Below are 17357 nucleotides of genomic sequence, written 5' to 3' on the forward strand. Positions count from 1 at the left end.
TATGGTCGCCCGATGGCGGCGACTACAACTCGATACGCTCGACCTTGCCCACCAGCAGCACGTAGGAAAGTGCACCGATCAATGCGAGCACCGCGATGTAGGTGATCGCCGGAGCAAACGAATCGCCGGTCGCAAGGAACCCGATGACAATCGGCGTGGTGATCGCCGACAGGTTGCCGATGAAGTTGAACACCCCGCCGGTCAAGCCGAGCAGGCGCGCCGGGGCCAATGTCGAGACCAGCGACCAGGTGATCGAAGCCAGGCCGTTACCGAAGAACGCCAACGCGAGGAAGGCAATCACCAGCGGCGTCGATTCGACGAAGTTGGCGCCGATGATCGAGGTCGAAATCAACAGACCGCCAATGATCGGCAACTTGCGCGCGAAGCCCACCGTATAACCGCGACGAATCAGGAAATCGGAAAAGAACCCGGAACACAGCACACCGACGAACGCCGCGAGAAACGGCAACGAGGCCAGCAGGCCGGACTTGATGAAGTCCATGCCGCGGTATTTCACCAGGTAGGTCGGGAACCATGTGAGGAAGAACCACAACGTCGAGTTGAGGCAGAACTGGCCGAGGTAAATACCCCACAGTTTGCGTTTGCTGAGGACGATGCCGAGGTCGATCCAGCTGAATTTTGCCTTGGCTTTTGCGGTGTCAGCCTGGATATCGACCAAGCCGCCGCCCTCGCGGATCAAGTCGATTTCGGCGTCGTTGGCGCCCTTGAAATCCCGCGGTTCGCGATACACCGCGTACCAGATCACCGCCCAGATAATGCCGACTACGCCGGTGCTGACGAACACCATGTGCCAGCCGAATTCATGCTGCAGCCAGGCGAGTACCGGCGTCAGGAACGCCAGCCCGACAAACTGCCCGGAGGTGTAGAAGCCGATGGCCGTGGCGCGCTCGTGCTCGGGGAACCAGGTGGTGACTACGCGGCTGTTGATTGGATACGCCGGGGCTTCCAGCGCGCCGACCGCCATGCGCAGCACGAACAACGCGATGAAACTGCCGGCGAAACCGAGCATCACCGTGGCAATCGACCAGAGCAGCAAGGCGACGCTGTAGAGAATGCGCGGCGGCACGCGATCCACCAGCCAGCCGCCGGGGATTTGCATGGCGGCGTAGGTCCAGCCGAATGCGGAGAAGATCAGGCCGACGTGGATCGGGTCGATGCCCAGTTCGCTGGTCAGCGCCGGGGCGGCAATCGACAGGTTGCTGCGGTCGAGGTAGTTGATCACCACGGTGATGAACAGCAGCACCATGATGAAAAAACGCTTGCGGCTGGGCGTCACCAACGACGCCTGCCCGGTGAGGGTTTGCGGTTGCATGAGGGATGCCTCTTCTTATGTTTATTGAGGTCAATGGGGCGCAATACCTCCTGTAGGAGCGAGGCTTGCCCGCGAAGGCGTCAGCACTAACGCCGAGGAAAGTCAGGTAGACCGAGGCGTGACCTTCGCGGGCAAGCCTCGCTCCTACAGGGGTGGTGTTGGGTCAGACAGACCTCACCATTCGGCAAAGCTGCCATCGGCATGGCGCCAGATCGGGTTGCGCCAGCGGTGGCCGACGGCTGCGCGTTCGATCACGTATTCCTCGTTGATCTCGATGCCCAACCCCGGTCCGTTCGGAATCTTCACGAAGCCTTTGTCGTAATCGAACACCCGCGGATCTTTCACGTAATCGAGCAGGTCATTGCTCTCGTTGTAGTGAATGCCCAGGCTCTGTTCCTGAATGAACGCGTTGTAGCAAACCGCGTCCAGTTGCAGGCACGCCGCCAGCGCAATCGGGCCCAACGGGCAGTGCAGCGCCAGCGCCACGTCGTAGGCTTCGGCCATGTTGGCGATCTTGCGGGTTTCGGTGATGCCGCCAGCGTGCGACGCATCGGGCTGGATGATGTCGACGTAACCTTCGCTCAGCACACGCTTGAAATCCCAGCGCGAGAACAAGCGCTCGCCCAAGGCAATCGGCGTGCTGGTCAGCGGCGCCAGTTCTTTCAGCGCTTCGTAGTTTTCGCTGAGCACCGGCTCTTCGATGAACATCAGTTTGTACGGGTCGAGCTCCTTCATCAGCACCTTGGCCATGGGTTTGTGCACCCGGCCATGGAAGTCGACGCCGATGCCGACGTTCGGCCCGACCGCATCACGCACGGCGGCTACGTTGGCCAGCGCGAGGTAGACTTTCTCGAAGGAATCGAGAAATTGCAGCTCTTCGGTGCCGTTCATTTTCACCGCAGTGAAACCACGCTCGACCGCTTCCTTGGCTGCGCGCGCGGTGTCGGCCGGACGGTCGCCGCCGATCCATGAATACACGCGAATCTTGTCGCGCACCTGGCCACCGAGCAAGTCGCTGACCGACACACCCAACGCCTTGCCCTTGATGTCCCACAACGCCTGGTCGATGCCGGCCAATGCGCTCATATGGATCGCGCCGCCACGGTAGAAACCGCCGCGATAAAGCACAGTCCAGATGTCTTCGATGTTGCGTGGGTCTTTGCCGATCAGGTAGTCGGACAATTCCTCGACGGCAGCCGCGACGGTGTGGGCGCGGCCCTCGACCACGGGCTCGCCCCAACCGGTCACGCCCTCGTCGGTTTCGATCTTGAGGAAGCACCAGCGCGGCGGGACGATGAAGGTCGTGAGTTTGGTGATTTTCATCTCTGCTCTCTTTTGTAAATGCAGCTTTTATTAGAGGTAGCGCGTTCGGCGCGAAAACTTCTCAGCTCAGGGCTTTCCATGCCGCGACGTAGGCCTTGGCATTGGCCGCCACTTGCTCGGCGCTCATGCCCGGTTTGAACAATCCTGACCCGAGGCCGAAGCCTTTGACCCCGGCGTCGATAAACACCTGCATGTTGTCCGGCGTGATGCCGCCAACCGGCGCCAGAATGGTCCCGGCCGGCAGCACCGCGAGCCAGGCTTTCACCACGGCCGGGCCCATTTGCTCGGCGGGGAACATCTTCAACACGTCCGCGCCTTCGGCGAGTGCGGCGAAGGCTTCGGTCGGCGTCGCCACACCCGGCGACAGAAACAGCCCCGCCGCTTTTGCCGCGCGCAACACCTTGGGATCGCTGTGCGGCATGACGATCACTTGGCCGCCCGCCGCTTTCACTTGCTCGACTTGCTCCAGCGTCAGCACCGTACCCGCGCCGATCAGGCAATCGGCGGGCAAGGTACTGCGCAGGATGCGGATACTTTCGTACGGCTCAGGGGAATTTAGCGGCACCTCAATGACGCGAAATCCGGCGGAATAAAGGACGTTGCCGATAGCGGCTGCCTCTTCAGGGCGCAGGCCGCGCAAAATTGCGATCAGGCCGTTTTGCGCCAGGGCTTGCTTGAGCATCTCAGACCTCCAGTCAGGTTTAACGCGATGGGGTGTTTTTGATCAGTCCGGCCGCGACCGCCAACTGCCACAAACCCCGTTCGGTGGCTTGTTCGGCCAGCGTCACGCGGGCAAAACCACAGGCATCAAGGGCACGGCTGTAGCGGGCACAGAGTTGGGAGTTGCCAATCAGGATGATCGACGGCAGATGCACGCTGTTGCGCCGGCGCCGTTGCACATTGGCCAGCGCCGAGAGTTCATGGCCGATCAACAGCCCGGACAGGTAATCCGCTTGCGCGGTGGCACTGAGTTCACCGGTCAGGCCCAGGCTGCGTGCGCTGAACAGCGTCGACAACGGGCCGATCTCGCCGTCCGTCGACAACGCCGTTTGCACGCCGCGATCAAACGCGACGCCGTCGAACGAGGCGCCCTGTTGCTGGGTGCGCCCGAGAATGCTGTGTTCGCTGAGCACGGCGAAGATTTCGCCGGTCATGAAGGTATCGAAATGCACGATGCAACCGTCGGCGACTTCCACCCATTTCGAGTGACTGCCCGGCAGGCCGATCAACAAGTCGTTGCCCGCCTCGCCCGGCAAAGTCTGCAACACACCGAGGACCTGGGTTTCTTCGCCACGCATCACATTCGGCAGCCGCGAACGCTGAATCACGCCCGGCACGATGTGCACATCGACACCGCGAAGACTGCGAACGATTTGTAGGGAATTTCCGAGATTGGCGACGTTTGCCGGCGTGTCGCTGTAGGCCGCTTCACGCCAACCCTGTGCGCTGCCGACCATGCCACAGGCAATCACCGGCAAATCGGCTTGAGCGTCGAGCCAATCACCGCAAGCCTCGTCGAAGGCCAGTTCAAAACCGTCGGCGCATTGCCGACCGTTGATGATTCGCGGGTTGCGTGGCAACTGCATGATCCCGGACGACAGCGACCGCTGTTCCAGCACCTGGCCACCCGCACCGAGTTTGTAAGCACGTAATGAGGTTGTCCCCCAATCGAGCGCGATCAATTGCGCCAGCATCGCTTCACCTGTTCTGTTTATTGGCAGTGAGTGCGCTGGACTATAAACCCTCTACGGGAGAAATCTCAATATGTAATTAACACTCCCACATAGTGGGATGGCTTGCTTCGGGATCAGGGCAGTTTTCCGATCAACCTTGGGCAAACTCGCGCAGTACCGCCCCATCCATCCGATAGCGCACCCACTCTTCCTGAGGCTGCGCACCGAGGGATTTGTAGAATTCGATTGCCGGTTTGTTCCAGTCCAGCACGCTCCACTCGAAACGCCCGCAGTCGTTGGCGCAGGCGATTTTCGCGAGGTGGCGCAGGAGGGTTTTGCCGGCGCCGCCGCCACGTTGCTCCGGGGTGATGTAGAGATCTTCGAGGTACAGGCAATTGCTGCCGAGCCAGGTTGAATAGCTGAAGAAAAACACCGCAAAACCGATTGGCAAGCCATCGCGCAGGCAGATCAGTCCGTGAGCGGTGGCGCCTTCGCCGAACAGGCTGCGCTGGATGTCGGCGACGCTGGCGATGACTTCGTGGCGGGCACGTTCGTAGTCGGCCAGCTCAGTGATGAAACCGAGAATTTGCGGTGCATCGCTGGGGGTTGCCGGGCGGATTTCGATCGTCATGGACATGCCTTGTCTGCAGAGGAAAACGCCATATTAAGGCGCCCATTCAGCGGTGGCGAGGGAGCTTTCCAGATCGACGGCGCTGCAGTCGTATGATGGGCGACGCGGTGGTAATTGAAATACCACGTTGCATAAAACCGGTCGCCATGTGCGACGCTGCGCGAGCAAGCTCGCTCGCTGTCACTGCGCTTTCAATTCCGGAAAGGATTTCATGACTGACACCGCTTTCGCCCCACTGCAATCGCTTGCCGACACGCTGCTGCCCCACGCGCTGGAACCCGGCGAGGACGGCGCGCATGACCTGTCGCACTTGCAGCGCGTGTGGCACAACGTGCGCCTCATTCAGGCGCAGGAAGGTGGGGATTTGGCGGTGATGCTGGCCGCGACGTTGCTGCATGACTGCGTGGCGGTCGAGAAGAATTCGCCGCTGCGCTCGCGGGCGTCCCGGCTGGCGGCGGAGAAAGCCACCGCCCTGCTCACCGCCCTGAACTGGCCAGCCGCGGAAATCAGCGCAGTCAACCATGCCATCGAAGCGCACAGCTTTTCCGCCAACATCACGCCGACCACCCTCGAAGCAAAAATCGTCCAGGATGCCGACCGCCTCGACTCCCTCGGCATGCTTGGCGTGGCCAGAACGTTCTACACCGCCGGGCGCATGGGCAGCGCGCTGTACGACCCCGTCGACCCCGAGGCCAAGGCACGGGACTACGACGACAAGCGCTTTTGCCTCGATCATTTCCAGACAAAACTGCTGCACCTGGCGGACGGGTTCCAGACGCCCACCGGGCAACATCTGGCGCAGCTTCGGCACCAGCGACTCAAGGGTTTCATGGAGTTATTCAAGGAAGAAATCGGCGTTGGCTGAGGCTGTTTTCAACGCGCACACAACCTACCGTTCGTCGCTCATCAGGCACCAATCGAAAACCGGGGCGGACCAACATCAGGTAAGGACTCGAATAATCAGGAGACGACACCATGATCATGTCCAGGCTGACTACCCTCGCTCTCGCTACCCTGCTGTCCACCGGCGCGTTCGCCGCCACCGCTACTTCCGGCACCGGCCCGACCGACCCGGTCGAGAAACCCAAGGCCCCTGCGCTGCAAACTGCGCCAGGCTTGAACACTGACGGCTCCGGCGTTGACAGCAGCATGCCACCTGCCACCGGCACCGACCCGCGTCTGAAAGGCAGCGACACTGGCCGCCAGGGCGGAGCAGGCATGCCGGAGACCGGTGCATCCGATAACGCCGGCACTGGCACCAGTTCGAAAACCACTACCGGTGGTTCGGGCTCGGAAGGTGCCGGCAAATAGTTCGCCGACGCGAGCGCCGCAACACTTGATACATAGCCACACCCTGTTTTATAGCCACACCCTGTTTTATAGCCACACCTTGTTTCAAAGCCACACCCTATCCACATCCATGAAGAGGTATCCATGAACGTCGATAAAAACCTGGAAAAAGAAGTATTGACCCGCCTGCTGCACGCTCACCCAAGTGGTTTGGGCAAGGAGGTTCTGGACAATTACCGGGGGGAAAAAGTCGTGGCCAGCGCCCTCGCCGCGCTGCAGGATCGCGGGCTGATCCATCACGGCCATGTCACGTGCAATGAGGCCGGCGAGCATTCGCTGAACCTGCCGATCAAATTGAGTGCTGCGGGCGTCGAAGCGGCGCGCAAGCTGGACAGCTAAATCGCTTGATCGAGAATCGCAGCCCTGCGGGGCTGCGATTTTTTCGTAGGTTTTGATGTCCCCTTCGCGGGCAAGCCTCGCTCCTACAGAGATCGTGCGCATGCGGATTGCATAACGCATAACCCCTGTAGGAGCGAGGCTTGCCCGCGAAGGCGTCAGCCCTGACACCTCGAAGCTAAAGGTTTAACCCTCAGCACAACGGGTAATTAAACCGGTCGATCACTTTCGAATACTTACTGTTGTAGCGCATCGCCGCATCGCGAATCGTCGAGTGCGTCATGCGCGCCATCTGGGTTTCTTCACCCTGATACTTGCCATCCTTGACGTCTTTGATCAGCGAACGCGACTGGCCGATGAAATCGTTGATTTCCAGCATGCCGCCGCTGCAGCTCTTGCCGGACTTGGCCGACTGCTCAGTGATTTTCTTGTTCCAGCCGTCAGCGGTTTCAGCCACTTGCGCCAGCGACTTCTCGAAAGCTTCCAGAGCCTTGGCGTCGTTCGGTGTGGCAAACAACTCGCTGGCGTCGGAGCTGTTGACCTTGCCGTAATAGATCATCCCGGCGCGGTAGTACTCAGCGCTGTCCTTCGGCGCTTTTTCGAACGCTTCCTTGGTCAGTGCCTGATCACGATCGCCCAAACCTTTGTAGAACGCCTGCTCCTTCTGCGCGACCAACGTCAGCGCCGCCAGGTAATCCTTGCTCAACGCACGCGCCTTGTCGCCGTTGTCAGCCAGATAGCCTTTGGAGTCGGCGTAGTTGTTCAGCTCATGGCTCAACGGCGACAGAGTTTTCAGCGCAGCGGAAAAGTCTTTGGCAGCGGCATCGATTTCGACAATCGGGGTGTCGATGGCCAGCGCGGTGTCGAGGTTTTTCGCCGAGCGGTCAACCCAGATGTCGTTCTCGATTCGCATCGACGTCGGCGCTTCCTTGCCTTCCAGCAGCGGCATTTGCCCGGTCAGGTAGTTTTCCTGCGCTTCGGAGAACGACGTGGTCAGGCTGTTGGCCACTTCGACGTACAGATTGTACTTTTCGATTTGCAACTGCTCGGCGGCACTTTGGCTTGGCTCGGCACTGGCGGTTGCTTCAGGCTTTTTATCTCCGCAACCGGCAAGCAACACCGAAGCGGCGACCAGCGTCGCGGCAAACATCGTCCGCAAATTCACTTTCTGTTCCATAAAAACTTCTCTTCCATAAAAAAACGCGGCGGGCCATGCATGGCTTGCCGGGGGGTATTTAGGGGCTACAGGGGGGACTTACAGGGGAGATTTGCAACGGGAACTCGCTCCTTGAGTGTAAGAAATGGCCTGACAGGCTCAGATGCGTCCCCATCCTGGGGGCGCGCATTGTGCGAATTTTCCTACGGGATAGCAAATGGCCTCAATCCAAATCTGCCGCGCGCGCACCGCAAATCCCTGTAGGAGCAAGGCTTGCCCGCGATGGCGTCCGCTCAGTCGGCGCCCGCCTCGCGGATCAGCGCATCCACCTCAACCGCCCCCGGCGCCGTCGCCGGCCCCCAGCGCGTCACCGCCAGCGCCGCAGCCGCATTCGCCCGGCGTGCCGCTTCGAGCGCCGGCAGGCCTAGCGCCAGTCCGGCAACAAACACCCCGGCGTGCGCATCCCCGGCGCCATTGCTGTCCACCGCTTCAACCTTGAACCCCGGCACATGCTGAGGTTCGCCACTTTGCCTGATCCAGCAACCCTGCGGCCCATCGCGCACCACCATCAACACCTCGGCCGGTAGATGCTGCGCCAAGCGCGTCAAGGCTTCGGCGATGTCCGCAGCGCCAGTAAAACGCAGCGCCTCGACAGCGTTGCTGGTCCACAGATCAATGCGCGGCAGCAGCGCATTCATCAGCGGCTCATCCGGCGAGGCCACCAGCGGGCCCGGATCAAAAATCACCTTGATCGCCTTCGGCAAGCTCAGTACCCAGTCGACCAACGCCTGCGCTTTGCCGACGTGGAGCAAGCTGTAGCCGCTGACATACACGTAATCGCCCGCCTCGGCGGCAACATTGGCCAAATCCTCAGCGCTCAGCTCGCCCTCGGCGCCGATGTAGGAAATGAAACTGCGCTCCGCCGAAGCATCAGTGACCGCGACACACAAACCAGTGTCGCGCTCGGCTTTCTCGGCGATGCCGATCTGAATACCTTCAACCTGCATCGCCTCGCGCGCCAGATCGCCGAAACGCCCGGTGCCATGCCTGCCGAGGTAAACCACCGGCAAGCCGTTACGCTGTGCGGCGGCCATCACATTAAAACCGCCACCGGCCTCGAAACTGGCGGATTGCGCCAACACATCGCCGCCGGCCTGGGGCAATTTATCCACGGCCATGACCAGATCGATAATGACCTGGCCGGTGTGCAACAGTTTAGGCATGAGCATTCTCGTTCAATGCAGCGCGACGATCCCTGGCCCCGCCGAGTACAAAATAGATCCCGCCGGCGACCAAAAACGTCACCACCCAGCCGAGACCGTTATGCCCCAGCCATGAGTCGGACAGGAAGCCGCGAAACCAGATGTTTTCAGCGGTGGTGCCAATGGTGGTGAAACTGAAACCCAGCACAATTGCCACTGCCCACGCGCCGAACGCCCGCCACTCGATGCCGCCGCGATACCAATAAGCGCTGCTCGGACTGACGTCCAGCAAGTCGGTCGGACTGTAGTAATGACGGTGAATCAGGTCGACGACGAAGATCCCGACCCACGCGGTGATCGGCACCGCCAGCAGCGAAATGAAGGTAATGAACGGGCCGTAGAAGCTGTCGGCGATCAGCATGAAGTAGATCGAACCGGCGAAAATCGCCACGATGTCGACCACCACCGCGTACACGCGCGGCACCTTCAAACCGAGGGTCAGCGTGGTCAGGCCGGCCGAGTACACCGACAGGTTGTTCGACAGCAGCAACCCGCCGAACGCGGTGATCAGGTACGGCACGGCCATCCAGGTCGGCAGCATGTCGCGGATCGCGATGATCGGGTCAGTGGCTTGCGCCAAGTCGTTGTTGCCGACCGAGAGCAAGCCGCCGAGGGTGATCAGCAACACCAGTGGAATCCCCGCGCCGAACGCCGCCGAAGCAACCAGGCGCACGGCTTTGACGCTCTTGTGCTGGTAACGCGACATGTCCGCGCCAGCATTCGCCCAACCGATGCCGGTGCCGGCAGCCATGGTGCCGACGCCGATGATCATCGCGCTCAGTGGCGCTGGGGTGGCGTTGAATACTGCGCTCCAGTCGATGGTCGCGCAGAGAAAACCACCGACCAGAATGTTCAGCGCGCCGAACACGTAAGTCGCCCACTTCTGGATCACCAGCAGCGTCGCGTGGCCGAGGCCGGAAACCGACAAGGTCAGCAACACAAAGATTGCGATGAAGATCAGCGTCAGCACCGGCGCGCTTTTCGCTTCAACCGGCGAGCCGAACAGGATCGAGCACAACGACAGCAACACGAACGCGGCGGTGGTGGTGTTGACGGTTTCCCAACCGAGGCGCGACATCAGCGAAACCACGGTCGGGCCGATGTTGCCGCGCACGCCGAAGATTGCCCGCGACAGGGTCAGGCTCGGCGCGCGGCCACGGCGGCCAGCGATGGAAATGATCCCGACCACGGCGAACGAGCCGGCGGCGCCGAGGATCGCGACGATGATCGCCTGCCAGATCGCCAAGCCGCGAAACGCAACCAGCGTGGCGCCCAGCGGCAAACCGAGAATCGAGATGTTGGCGGCAAACCAGACCCAGAACAGTTGCAGCGGATGCCCGTTGCACTCACTTTCGGGCACCGGTTCGATGCCGCGGGTTTCCAGTTGCCCGGCGCTTTGCCCGGCGTTGGTTGAACTCATGAAGGATGCTCCTGTTGCCATTTTTGTGGTTGTAGGCATTTTCGAAGACGCGATGACATCCCGGCCGTCCTGGCCGAATGGGTGCGTTCCGTTGCGGGTGAAAATTCAGGTAGGCGGTGCGGCTATCGCGAGCAGGCTCACTCCTACAGGGGATTTGTGTCGTTTGCAGATCCAGTGTGGGAGCGAGCTTGCTCGCGATGAGGCCCGCCCAGTCAACGCAAGGCCAACAGCCCCTGCACCAACGGTTGTAGCTCCAGGCCATTGACGCTTTTGACCTTGTCGATCAACGCCACCGGCCAGCTCTCCAGACCCAGGCAGGCCCCGAGCATGGCGCCGAGAATAGCGGCGATGGTGTCGGTGTCGCCGCCCAGGCTCGCGGCCATGCACAGCGCTTCGAAGGCATTCATTTCTCCGATCGCCACTTGCTGCGCCAGCGCAAACGAGACCACCACCGACTCCTGCGAAGCCACCGAAGTGCCGATCACGTCGTAGAGCAAATCGGCGAGCAAGGCTTTGTCGCTGTCGATGCTGATGGTCCGCGCCCAACTGATCCGCGAGGCAATTTTGCCGCCCGCGACCCAGTGGCCGTGGCTTTCCGCTTGTTGGGCGATTTGCATGCCCAGGTTCAACGCCTCGCCGAGGTCCATGCCATTGACACCGGCCGACACCACCGCCGCCACCGCCGCCGCGCTGGAAATCCCCAGCGTGGTGTTGTGCGTAACCTGGCAGGCCTGCACCACGGCTTGAATAAAGCGTTGCGGATCGGCGACATCCGCCGCGATGCCGACCGGGGTAATGCGCATCGCCGCGCCGTTGGTGGTGCCGTAGCGCCCGGATTCTTCCGGCGAATGGCCGGCGAGAATCATCTCGATGGCGCGTTTGGTCGAAGGCCCGAGCAGATCCTGCGAGCCCTTGGCCTGCATCTCCGCTTCCCATTCGATCAGGCGTTGCGCGAGCACTGCCGGTTCGATCCGGCCCTCGCCTTCGATCAGCAACTGACCGACCAGAATCGCCTGTTCGGTGTCATCGGTGATCGAGCCTTTGGGCATATTGGCGGCAATCGGTTGGTCGGGGCCGGCATCTTCCAGGTCGGTGATCTCGCCGAAACGCGCTTTGATCTCGGCGCGGCTCAGCGATTGCGTGGGCATGCCCAGGGCGTCGCCCAACGCCAGACCATAGAACGCGCCCAAGGCACGATTGAGCGCAGTCATTTTGATTCTCCAAATTGCAGGTGCAGACGAAAGTGCACCGGGTCGAGCAAGCTTTCGACCTGTTCCATGAACCGGCCCTGGCGGTCGTATGTGGTGCGCAGGGCTTTGAGAAATACCGTGCCGGGCGCGCGACCGAGCAGTTCGGCGTCGTCGGCGCTCAGCGGTTCGGCGCCGATCCACTGATCGCCGCGTTCGCCGATGTAGCCGTAGGCGGCCAGGGTGATGGTCAGCGAGTTGTCGATCAGACCGACGCGCGGCAGGCTTTCCAGCGCTCCGGTGGCAGGCATCAGCGAGCGTTCGAGCGAGACCAGTGTGCCGTCGTTGGCGCGGCGACGGCGGTCGAGGGTGATGAATTTTTCGCTGCCGAAGCGCGACAGCAAGTCAGGACGATCGACCGCTTCGAGCCGCAGCACCTCGGTGTTGACCAGCGCCCCGCTGTCCGCCAGCGCTTGCGCCCAACCGCTGCGTTGGTCGAGGACGACGCCGTCAAACGTGACGATGGAGCCGACGCCGCTTTGCGTGGCGATGTAATTGCGTCGCTTCAGTTCGGCCAGCGCTTCACGCAGCGTGCCGCGGCTGACCTGGAATTCTTGAGCCAACTGGTGCTCGCCGGGCAACAGGAAACCGTCCTCCATGAGGCCGCTTTCGATGCGCCGGATAAGCTCGTCGACCACCCGTTGTTTCTTGTCAAATCGGACCTGTCTAATCATGTACAAAGTGATAACCGAAACAGGGCCGGACGAGCAAGGGATATTTCGGGGAGGTGACAGGAGGTGACTTTCGATTGGGTGGGGTGTCAGGTGAATCCGCCCCTCACCCCAACCCTCTCCCCAAGGGGTAGAGGGGGCTGACCGTGGTGATTGGTGGATTTACTGCGACGTGAAAGTCCGAGTTGAACTCCAGACTTGAATGGCAAAAGCCTGAGTCGGGCTCAGGCTTGAAAGGCTTGAAGATCTGCTCCCTTTCCCCCTCTCCCCTTTGGGGAGAGGGTTGGGGTGAGGGGGCTCTTGATCTCAGCGTTGTTTCAGTCGGTCAATCACCACCGCCAATAACAGAATCGAACCGCGAATCACGTACTGATAAAACGTATCGATGTTCTTCAGGTTCATCGCGTTCTCGATGATCGCCAGAATCAGCACCCCGGCAATCACGTGCCGAATCATTCCGATCCCGCCGCTCAGCGACACCCCGCCCAGCACGCACGCGGAGATTACCGTCAGCTCAAAACCCTGGCCGATCATCGGCTGCCCGGAGGTCATGCGCGACGCGAGGATCACCCCGGCCAGCGCACCAATCAAACCGTGCACGGCGAAGATGATGATCTTCGTGCGGTCGACGTTTACCCCGGCCAGCAGCGCCGCTTCCTGATTGCCGCCGATGGCCATGGTGTTGCGCCCGTAAGTCGTGTAGTTCAGCAGCCAGCCGAAAAACAGAAAGCAGACGATGGTGATCAGGATCGGCACCGGCACGCCGAACAACTGGCCGTTGCCGAACACGAAGAACTGCTCCTGCGAAACGCCGACCGCTTTGCCGTTGGCAAAAATATAGGCCAGGCCACGGACGATCTGCATCGTCGCCAGCGTGGTGATCAGCGCATTCACGCGTAACTTGGCGATGACGATGCCGTTGATCAGCCCGACGATCAGGCCCATCAACAGCGCGGCCCCGACGCCAAGGAACACGCTGTCGGTGTCGCGCATAACCACCGCCGCGACCACGCCGGCGCAGGCAATCACCGAGCCCACCGACAAGTCGAAGTGCCCGGACGCCAGGCAATACAACATGGTGCACGCGGCGATACCGGTGGTGGAAATCGCCAGGCCCAGACCGCGCATGTTCAGCGGCGACAGAAAGTTATCGATCAGCAACGTACAGGCAACGAAGATGCCGATGGCCGCCAGCAGCATGACCCAATCGTCGAGGAAACGGCGCATGTCCAGGGGTTTGCGCTCGGTTGGCAGCGCGTTGTTTTGGGTTGTCATCATAGTCACCTCTCAGTTCGCCACGCCGTCAGCGCGTTGGCGCGGCAAAGCCAGTTGCAGCAGGTTGGATTCATTGGCCTCGTCGCGGGACAGTTCGCCGCGCATCGCGCCTTCGCACAGCACCAGAATGCGGTCGGAAATGCCCATGACTTCCATCAAGTCGCTGGACACCACAATCACCGCGATGCCGCTGGCGGCGAGGTTGTGGATGATCTGGTAAATCTCGGCTTTGGCGCCGATATCGATGCCGCGCGTGGGTTCGTCGAGCAGCAGGACTTTCATCGGCATCGACAACCAGCGACCGAGAATGGCCTTCTGCTGATTGCCGCCGGACAGGTACATGATCTTCTGCGCCGCACTCGGCGTTTTCACTTTCAGCGCGGCGATCTGCTTGTCGGCGTTGCCCTTCTCCCACAAGCCGCGCAACAGGCAACCGAAGGTCGAATGCGCGCCGCGCGCACTGATGTTGATGTTCTCGGCGACGCTGGAGAGCGGCATGATGCCCTCCTTCTTGCGATCTTCCGGGCACAGCAGAATCCCCGCGGCAATCGCATCGCGAGGCGAGCGCAACTTCAGTTCGTGGCCGCGCAATTCCAGGCGTCCGCCAGTGTTGCGGGTCAGGCCACTGAGCATGCGAAACAGCTCGGTGCGCCCTGCCCCGACCAAACCGAACAACCCGAGAATCTCGCCTTTGTGCACCTCGAAACTCACCGGCTCGCGCAGGCCCGGGCCGAGCAGACCGTCGACTTTCAGCGCCACGGCGCCGCGTTGGCGCGGGCGGTAATCGTAGATGTCCTGAATGTCGCGACCGACCATGCAGGTGACCAACTGGTCGTGAGTCAGCTCGCTCATATTCTCGAACGTGCGCACGAAACGGCCGTCCTTGAACACCGTCACCGCGTTGCAGATGCGGAACACTTCTTCCATGCGATGCGAGACGTAAAGCACCACTTTGCCCTCATCGCGCAGACGCCCGATGATCGCCATCAAACGATCGATCTCACGCGCCGAGAGGCTGCTGGTCGGTTCGTCGAAGGCGATTACATGCGCGCCTCGCGACAACGCCTTGGCGATTTCGACCAATTGGCGCTGGCCGAGCGACAGGCGCCCGACCTTCTCTTGCGGATCGATTTCGTCAGCCAGACCTTTCAGGCAATTCAACGCTTGCTGGCGCAACGTGCTGCGATTGATCAGGCCGAAACTGGCGGGCAGATGGCCGAGAAACAGGTTCTCGGCGACGGTCATTTCTGGCACCAGATGCAGCTCCTGGTGAATCACCGCGACGCCGCTTGCGATGCTGTCGGCGGTGGACTTGAAGGCCATCGTCTGTTCGCCGATCTGCAGGTTGCCGCTGCTCGGGATGTACGCACCGCCGAGGATTTTCAACAACGTCGATTTGCCGGCGCCGTTCTCGCCCATCAAGGCGTGCACTTGCCCCGGATGCGCGACGAAGCTGATGCCGTCGAGCGCTTTCACTCCGGGAAAAGTCTTGCCGATCCCGTTGAAGCGCAAGCTGCCGCCGATGTGTGCTTGTTCTTGTTCCTGTTGTTCTTGTAGATGTGTTTGCGCTTGCATAACCACCTCATCACACAGATCAGGCAGCCCCGTCGCCAGGGCCGCCGATGAAATCAACCGGCCTTCAGTTCCACAGGCCGATTTTTTCCAGTTCCTGCTTGAAGTTGTCGCGCGTGATCAGCGTCACGTCGTCCATGGCGGTGTATTTCGGCGGCTCTTTGCCGGTGGTGACCCACTCGTACATCATCACGGCGGTGTTGTAGCCCTCGATGTGCGGGCTCGGCAGCATCGAGCCGAAGAAGCCGCTGTTAGGCTTTTTCAGTTCGCCGATGGCGTCAGTGCCGTTGATGCCGATGCCGATCACGTTGGCCGCAGTGAACCCGGCGCTTTCGGTGGCGCGCACGCCGCCCAGCACGGTGTTGTCGTTCATGCCGCCGATGATCAGGTTTTTCGCCGCGCCTGGCAGTTTCACCAACGCCGAGTTGGTGGCGTCCATGCTGCCCGGCACGTCGAGAGTTTTCTGCGCGGCATAGAGAATGTGGTCTTTCGGGAAGCCTGCGTCTTCGAGGGCTTTGACCGAACCGTCGGTGCGTTTTTTGCCAGTGTCGAGTTCGTTGAAGGTGTTGATGACGGCGTAGGTTTCTTTCCAGTCCCAGTTGCGTTTTTTCGCTTCAGCAGCCATCGCCGCGCCCTGCTTCTGGCCGACTTCGAAGGCGGCCATGCCGAGGTACGGCACGTCTTCCATGAATTTGCCGCTGGCATCGACAAAGCGGTCATCCACGGCGATCACTTTCAAGCCGTTGGCTTTGGCTTTGGCAACAATCGCCGGGCCGAGGCCGACGTCCGGCGGGCAGATGACGAAGCCTTTGGCGCCGTTGGCCGCGAGGCTGTCGATGGCGGAGAGGGTTTTTTCGCCGTCAGGCACGGCGATTTTGATCACGGTGAAGCCCTTGTCCTTGCCGGCCTTTTCGGCGAAGGCCCATTCGGTCTGGAACCAGGGCTCTTCAGCCTGTTTGACCAGAAACCCGATCTTCACTTCTTCGGCCGCCAGCAGCGTACTGCTCAGGCTGACCGCGGTAACCGCCAGAGCGGCACGGCACAGGGAACGGATCCCACGACGACGATTCATAAGCTGACTCCTTGTTATTTTTTTTGAGCGTTATTTGAAAATCGGTACAGCGGTCAAAACATCCAGCAAATAGTCATATCGTATGATGATTGGATTTCGGACGGAGCTTCCCGCCTGATCCTGCCTGTTCAGTCGTGATACATGACCGAACGACCACCATCGATGGTGATGCACGAGGCATTGATGAACGGCGCTTCATCGCTGGCCAGGAACACCGCGGTCATCGCCACTTCCATCGGTTGCCCGATGCGCCGTGGCGGGTGCAAATCAAAGGCGCGCTGACGCTCGGCGTGCGGGTCGGCGAAAGCGTTCCAGTAATCGACATTAAGTTGGGTTTCGATGTAGCCCGGCGCGATGGCGTTGACGCGAATACCCTGCGGCGCGTATTCGATGCCGAGCGCGCGGGTCAGGCCGAGCAAGCCGTGTTTGGCCACGGGGTACGGGAAGCAGCCGGGAATGATGTGGCTGGAATGGGTCGAGGCAATATTGATAATGCTGCCGACGCCCTGCTCGATCATTTGCGGCAGCACGGCTTTGCAGCCAAACCAGGCGCCGTCGAGATCGATGGCGAAGCAGCGACGCCAATCCTCTTCGCTCATTTGCAGCGGATCGCGGAACACGTTGACCCCGGCGCAGTTGACCAGCACGTCGATGCGCCCGTGACGCTCGACCGCCAGTCGGGCCATGGCGTGCAAATCCTGCTGGTTGGAGACGTCAGCGCTGAGCGCTTGCACGTCAAAACCCTGCTGGCGCCAATGCGCGGCGACCTGCTCGACTTTGTCGGCCTGAATGTCGCTGATGATCAGTCTGGCTTGCTGCGACGCGAAGGCGCCGACGATGGCTTCGCCGATGCCTTGGGCGGCGCCGGTAAGCAGCACGACTTTGTCTTTCAGCCGTTCGCCCAGTGGCGGCGCGGGCACTGGTGGCAAGCTGAGCGCCTCAGCCATAGTTGACGACTGCCTTTTGCAGGCACGACAAAACGTGGACATCTGACGATGTCCGGGCGCAAACCTGTTCTGAAAATCGCTGCATCACT

17 protein-coding genes are annotated in these 17357 nt (G+C 61.0%); 3 read left to right on the forward strand and 14 right to left on the reverse strand.

The features are described 5' to 3' along the window. Positions 1-22: 22 nt before the first annotated feature. From FBY12_RS24215 to FBY12_RS24235, 5 genes are all read right to left on the reverse strand, one after another. Positions 23-1333, reverse strand: a complete 1311-nt coding sequence (locus FBY12_RS24215) for an MFS transporter (protein ID WP_145256562.1) — start codon at positions 1331-1333, stop codon at positions 23-25. A gap of 174 nt (positions 1334-1507) precedes the next feature. Next, positions 1508-2656, reverse strand: a complete 1149-nt coding sequence (gene dgoD / locus FBY12_RS24220) for a galactonate dehydratase (protein WP_145256564.1) — start codon at positions 2654-2656, stop codon at positions 1508-1510. Positions 2657-2717: 61 nt separating this feature from the next. Continuing rightward, positions 2718-3338 (reverse strand): 2-dehydro-3-deoxy-6-phosphogalactonate aldolase, encoded by a 621-nt coding sequence (locus FBY12_RS24225; RefSeq protein ID WP_145256567.1) that lies wholly within the window; start codon positions 3336-3338, stop codon positions 2718-2720. 19 nt (positions 3339-3357) lie between these two features. Further along, positions 3358-4350, reverse strand: a complete 993-nt coding sequence (locus FBY12_RS24230; RefSeq protein ID WP_145256570.1) for a 2-dehydro-3-deoxygalactonokinase — start codon at positions 4348-4350, stop codon at positions 3358-3360. Between the two features lie 130 nt (positions 4351-4480). Then, entirely contained in the window at positions 4481-4960 is a 480-nt protein-coding gene (locus FBY12_RS24235; RefSeq protein ID WP_145256573.1) for a GNAT family N-acetyltransferase, read from the reverse strand. A gap of 211 nt (positions 4961-5171) precedes the next feature. Between FBY12_RS24235 and FBY12_RS24240 the strand changes: the two genes are divergently transcribed. From FBY12_RS24240 to FBY12_RS24250, 3 genes are all read left to right on the forward strand, one after another. After that, positions 5172-5825 (forward strand): HD domain-containing protein, encoded by a 654-nt coding sequence (locus FBY12_RS24240; protein ID WP_145256576.1) that lies wholly within the window; start codon positions 5172-5174, stop codon positions 5823-5825. 110 nt (positions 5826-5935) lie between these two features. Beyond that, positions 5936-6271: a hypothetical protein gene (locus FBY12_RS24245; RefSeq protein ID WP_121732027.1), complete on the forward strand. Its 336-nt coding sequence runs from the start codon at positions 5936-5938 to the stop codon at positions 6269-6271. Positions 6272-6394: 123 nt separating this feature from the next. Then, complete coding sequence (locus tag FBY12_RS24250) at positions 6395-6649, forward strand: hypothetical protein (RefSeq protein ID WP_092279308.1); 255 nt, start codon at positions 6395-6397, stop codon at positions 6647-6649. A gap of 190 nt (positions 6650-6839) precedes the next feature. Here FBY12_RS24250 and FBY12_RS24255 read toward each other — a convergent pair whose 3' ends face one another. The 9 genes from FBY12_RS24255 to FBY12_RS24300 form a co-directional block, all read right to left on the reverse strand. Beyond that, a complete protein-coding gene (locus tag FBY12_RS24255; RefSeq protein WP_178111805.1) occupies positions 6840-7823 on the reverse strand; it encodes a DUF3829 domain-containing protein in 984 nt (327 codons plus the stop codon). A 272-nt stretch (positions 7824-8095) separates the two neighbouring features. Further along, positions 8096-9025 (reverse strand): PfkB family carbohydrate kinase, encoded by a 930-nt coding sequence (locus tag FBY12_RS24260; RefSeq protein WP_145256579.1) that lies wholly within the window; start codon positions 9023-9025, stop codon positions 8096-8098. After that, entirely contained in the window at positions 9018-10484 is a 1467-nt protein-coding gene (locus tag FBY12_RS24265; protein ID WP_145256582.1) for a cytosine permease, read from the reverse strand. The genes FBY12_RS24260 and FBY12_RS24265 overlap by 8 nt, the downstream gene beginning before the upstream one ends. Before the next feature lie 212 nt (positions 10485-10696). Beyond that, the gene (locus tag FBY12_RS24275) at positions 10697-11695 is read right to left on the reverse strand and encodes an ADP-ribosylglycohydrolase family protein (protein WP_145256587.1); all 999 of its coding nucleotides are present in this window, start codon (positions 11693-11695) and stop codon (positions 10697-10699) included. Beyond that, positions 11692-12405 (reverse strand): GntR family transcriptional regulator, encoded by a 714-nt coding sequence (locus FBY12_RS24280; RefSeq protein ID WP_121732021.1) that lies wholly within the window; start codon positions 12403-12405, stop codon positions 11692-11694. The genes FBY12_RS24275 and FBY12_RS24280 overlap by 4 nt, the downstream gene beginning before the upstream one ends. A 303-nt stretch (positions 12406-12708) precedes the next feature. Then, a complete protein-coding gene (araH, locus tag FBY12_RS24285) occupies positions 12709-13677 on the reverse strand; it encodes an L-arabinose ABC transporter permease AraH (RefSeq protein WP_092281686.1) in 969 nt (322 codons plus the stop codon). A 12-nt stretch (positions 13678-13689) separates the two neighbouring features. Next, entirely contained in the window at positions 13690-15252 is a 1563-nt protein-coding gene (araG, locus tag FBY12_RS24290; protein ID WP_145256590.1) for an L-arabinose ABC transporter ATP-binding protein AraG, read from the reverse strand. 64 nt (positions 15253-15316) lie between these two features. Further along, positions 15317-16321 (reverse strand): substrate-binding domain-containing protein, encoded by a 1005-nt coding sequence (locus FBY12_RS24295; protein WP_145256592.1) that lies wholly within the window; start codon positions 16319-16321, stop codon positions 15317-15319. A 128-nt stretch (positions 16322-16449) separates the two neighbouring features. Further along, positions 16450-17268 carry an SDR family oxidoreductase gene (locus FBY12_RS24300; protein WP_145256595.1) on the reverse strand — a complete coding sequence of 273 codons (819 nt, stop codon included), beginning with the start codon at positions 17266-17268 and terminating at the stop codon, positions 16450-16452. Between the last annotated feature and the right edge of the window lie 89 nt (positions 17269-17357).

This window comes from Pseudomonas sp. SJZ131 (assembly GCF_007828705.1).
Lineage (GTDB): Bacteria > Pseudomonadota > Gammaproteobacteria > Pseudomonadales > Pseudomonadaceae > Aquipseudomonas > Aquipseudomonas prosekii.

What these genes read in the sequence shown, in the direction of transcription:
- FBY12_RS24260 (WP_145256579.1), bottom strand. Translation starts at nt 9,025, where the DNA reads ATGCCTAAACTGTTGCACACCGGCCAGGTCATTATCGATCTGGTCATG.
- FBY12_RS24300 (WP_145256595.1), bottom strand. Translation starts at nt 17,268, where the DNA reads ATGGCTGAGGCGCTCAGCTTGCCACCAGTGCCCGCGCCGCCACTGGGC.
- FBY12_RS24225 (WP_145256567.1), bottom strand. Translation starts at nt 3,338, where the DNA reads ATGCTCAAGCAAGCCCTGGCGCAAAACGGCCTGATCGCAATTTTGCGC.
- FBY12_RS24245 (WP_121732027.1), top strand. Translation starts at nt 5,936, where the DNA reads ATGATCATGTCCAGGCTGACTACCCTCGCTCTCGCTACCCTGCTGTCC.
- FBY12_RS24250 (WP_092279308.1), top strand. Translation starts at nt 6,395, where the DNA reads ATGAACGTCGATAAAAACCTGGAAAAAGAAGTATTGACCCGCCTGCTG.
- FBY12_RS24235 (WP_145256573.1), bottom strand. Translation starts at nt 4,960, where the DNA reads ATGACGATCGAAATCCGCCCGGCAACCCCCAGCGATGCACCGCAAATT.
- FBY12_RS24275 (WP_145256587.1), bottom strand. Translation starts at nt 11,695, where the DNA reads ATGACTGCGCTCAATCGTGCCTTGGGCGCGTTCTATGGTCTGGCGTTG.
- araG (WP_145256590.1), bottom strand. Translation starts at nt 15,252, where the DNA reads ATGCAAGCGCAAACACATCTACAAGAACAACAGGAACAAGAACAAGCA.
- FBY12_RS24240 (WP_145256576.1), top strand. Translation starts at nt 5,172, where the DNA reads ATGACTGACACCGCTTTCGCCCCACTGCAATCGCTTGCCGACACGCTG.
- FBY12_RS24280 (WP_121732021.1), bottom strand. Translation starts at nt 12,405, where the DNA reads ATGATTAGACAGGTCCGATTTGACAAGAAACAACGGGTGGTCGACGAG.
- FBY12_RS24230 (WP_145256570.1), bottom strand. Translation starts at nt 4,350, where the DNA reads ATGCTGGCGCAATTGATCGCGCTCGATTGGGGGACAACCTCATTACGT.
- FBY12_RS24295 (WP_145256592.1), bottom strand. Translation starts at nt 16,321, where the DNA reads ATGAATCGTCGTCGTGGGATCCGTTCCCTGTGCCGTGCCGCTCTGGCG.
- dgoD (WP_145256564.1), bottom strand. Translation starts at nt 2,656, where the DNA reads ATGAAAATCACCAAACTCACGACCTTCATCGTCCCGCCGCGCTGGTGC.
- araH (WP_092281686.1), bottom strand. Translation starts at nt 13,677, where the DNA reads ATGACAACCCAAAACAACGCGCTGCCAACCGAGCGCAAACCCCTGGAC.
- FBY12_RS24215 (WP_145256562.1), bottom strand. Translation starts at nt 1,333, where the DNA reads ATGCAACCGCAAACCCTCACCGGGCAGGCGTCGTTGGTGACGCCCAGC.
- FBY12_RS24255 (WP_178111805.1), bottom strand. Translation starts at nt 7,823, where the DNA reads ATGGAACAGAAAGTGAATTTGCGGACGATGTTTGCCGCGACGCTGGTC.
- FBY12_RS24265 (WP_145256582.1), bottom strand. Translation starts at nt 10,484, where the DNA reads ATGAGTTCAACCAACGCCGGGCAAAGCGCCGGGCAACTGGAAACCCGC.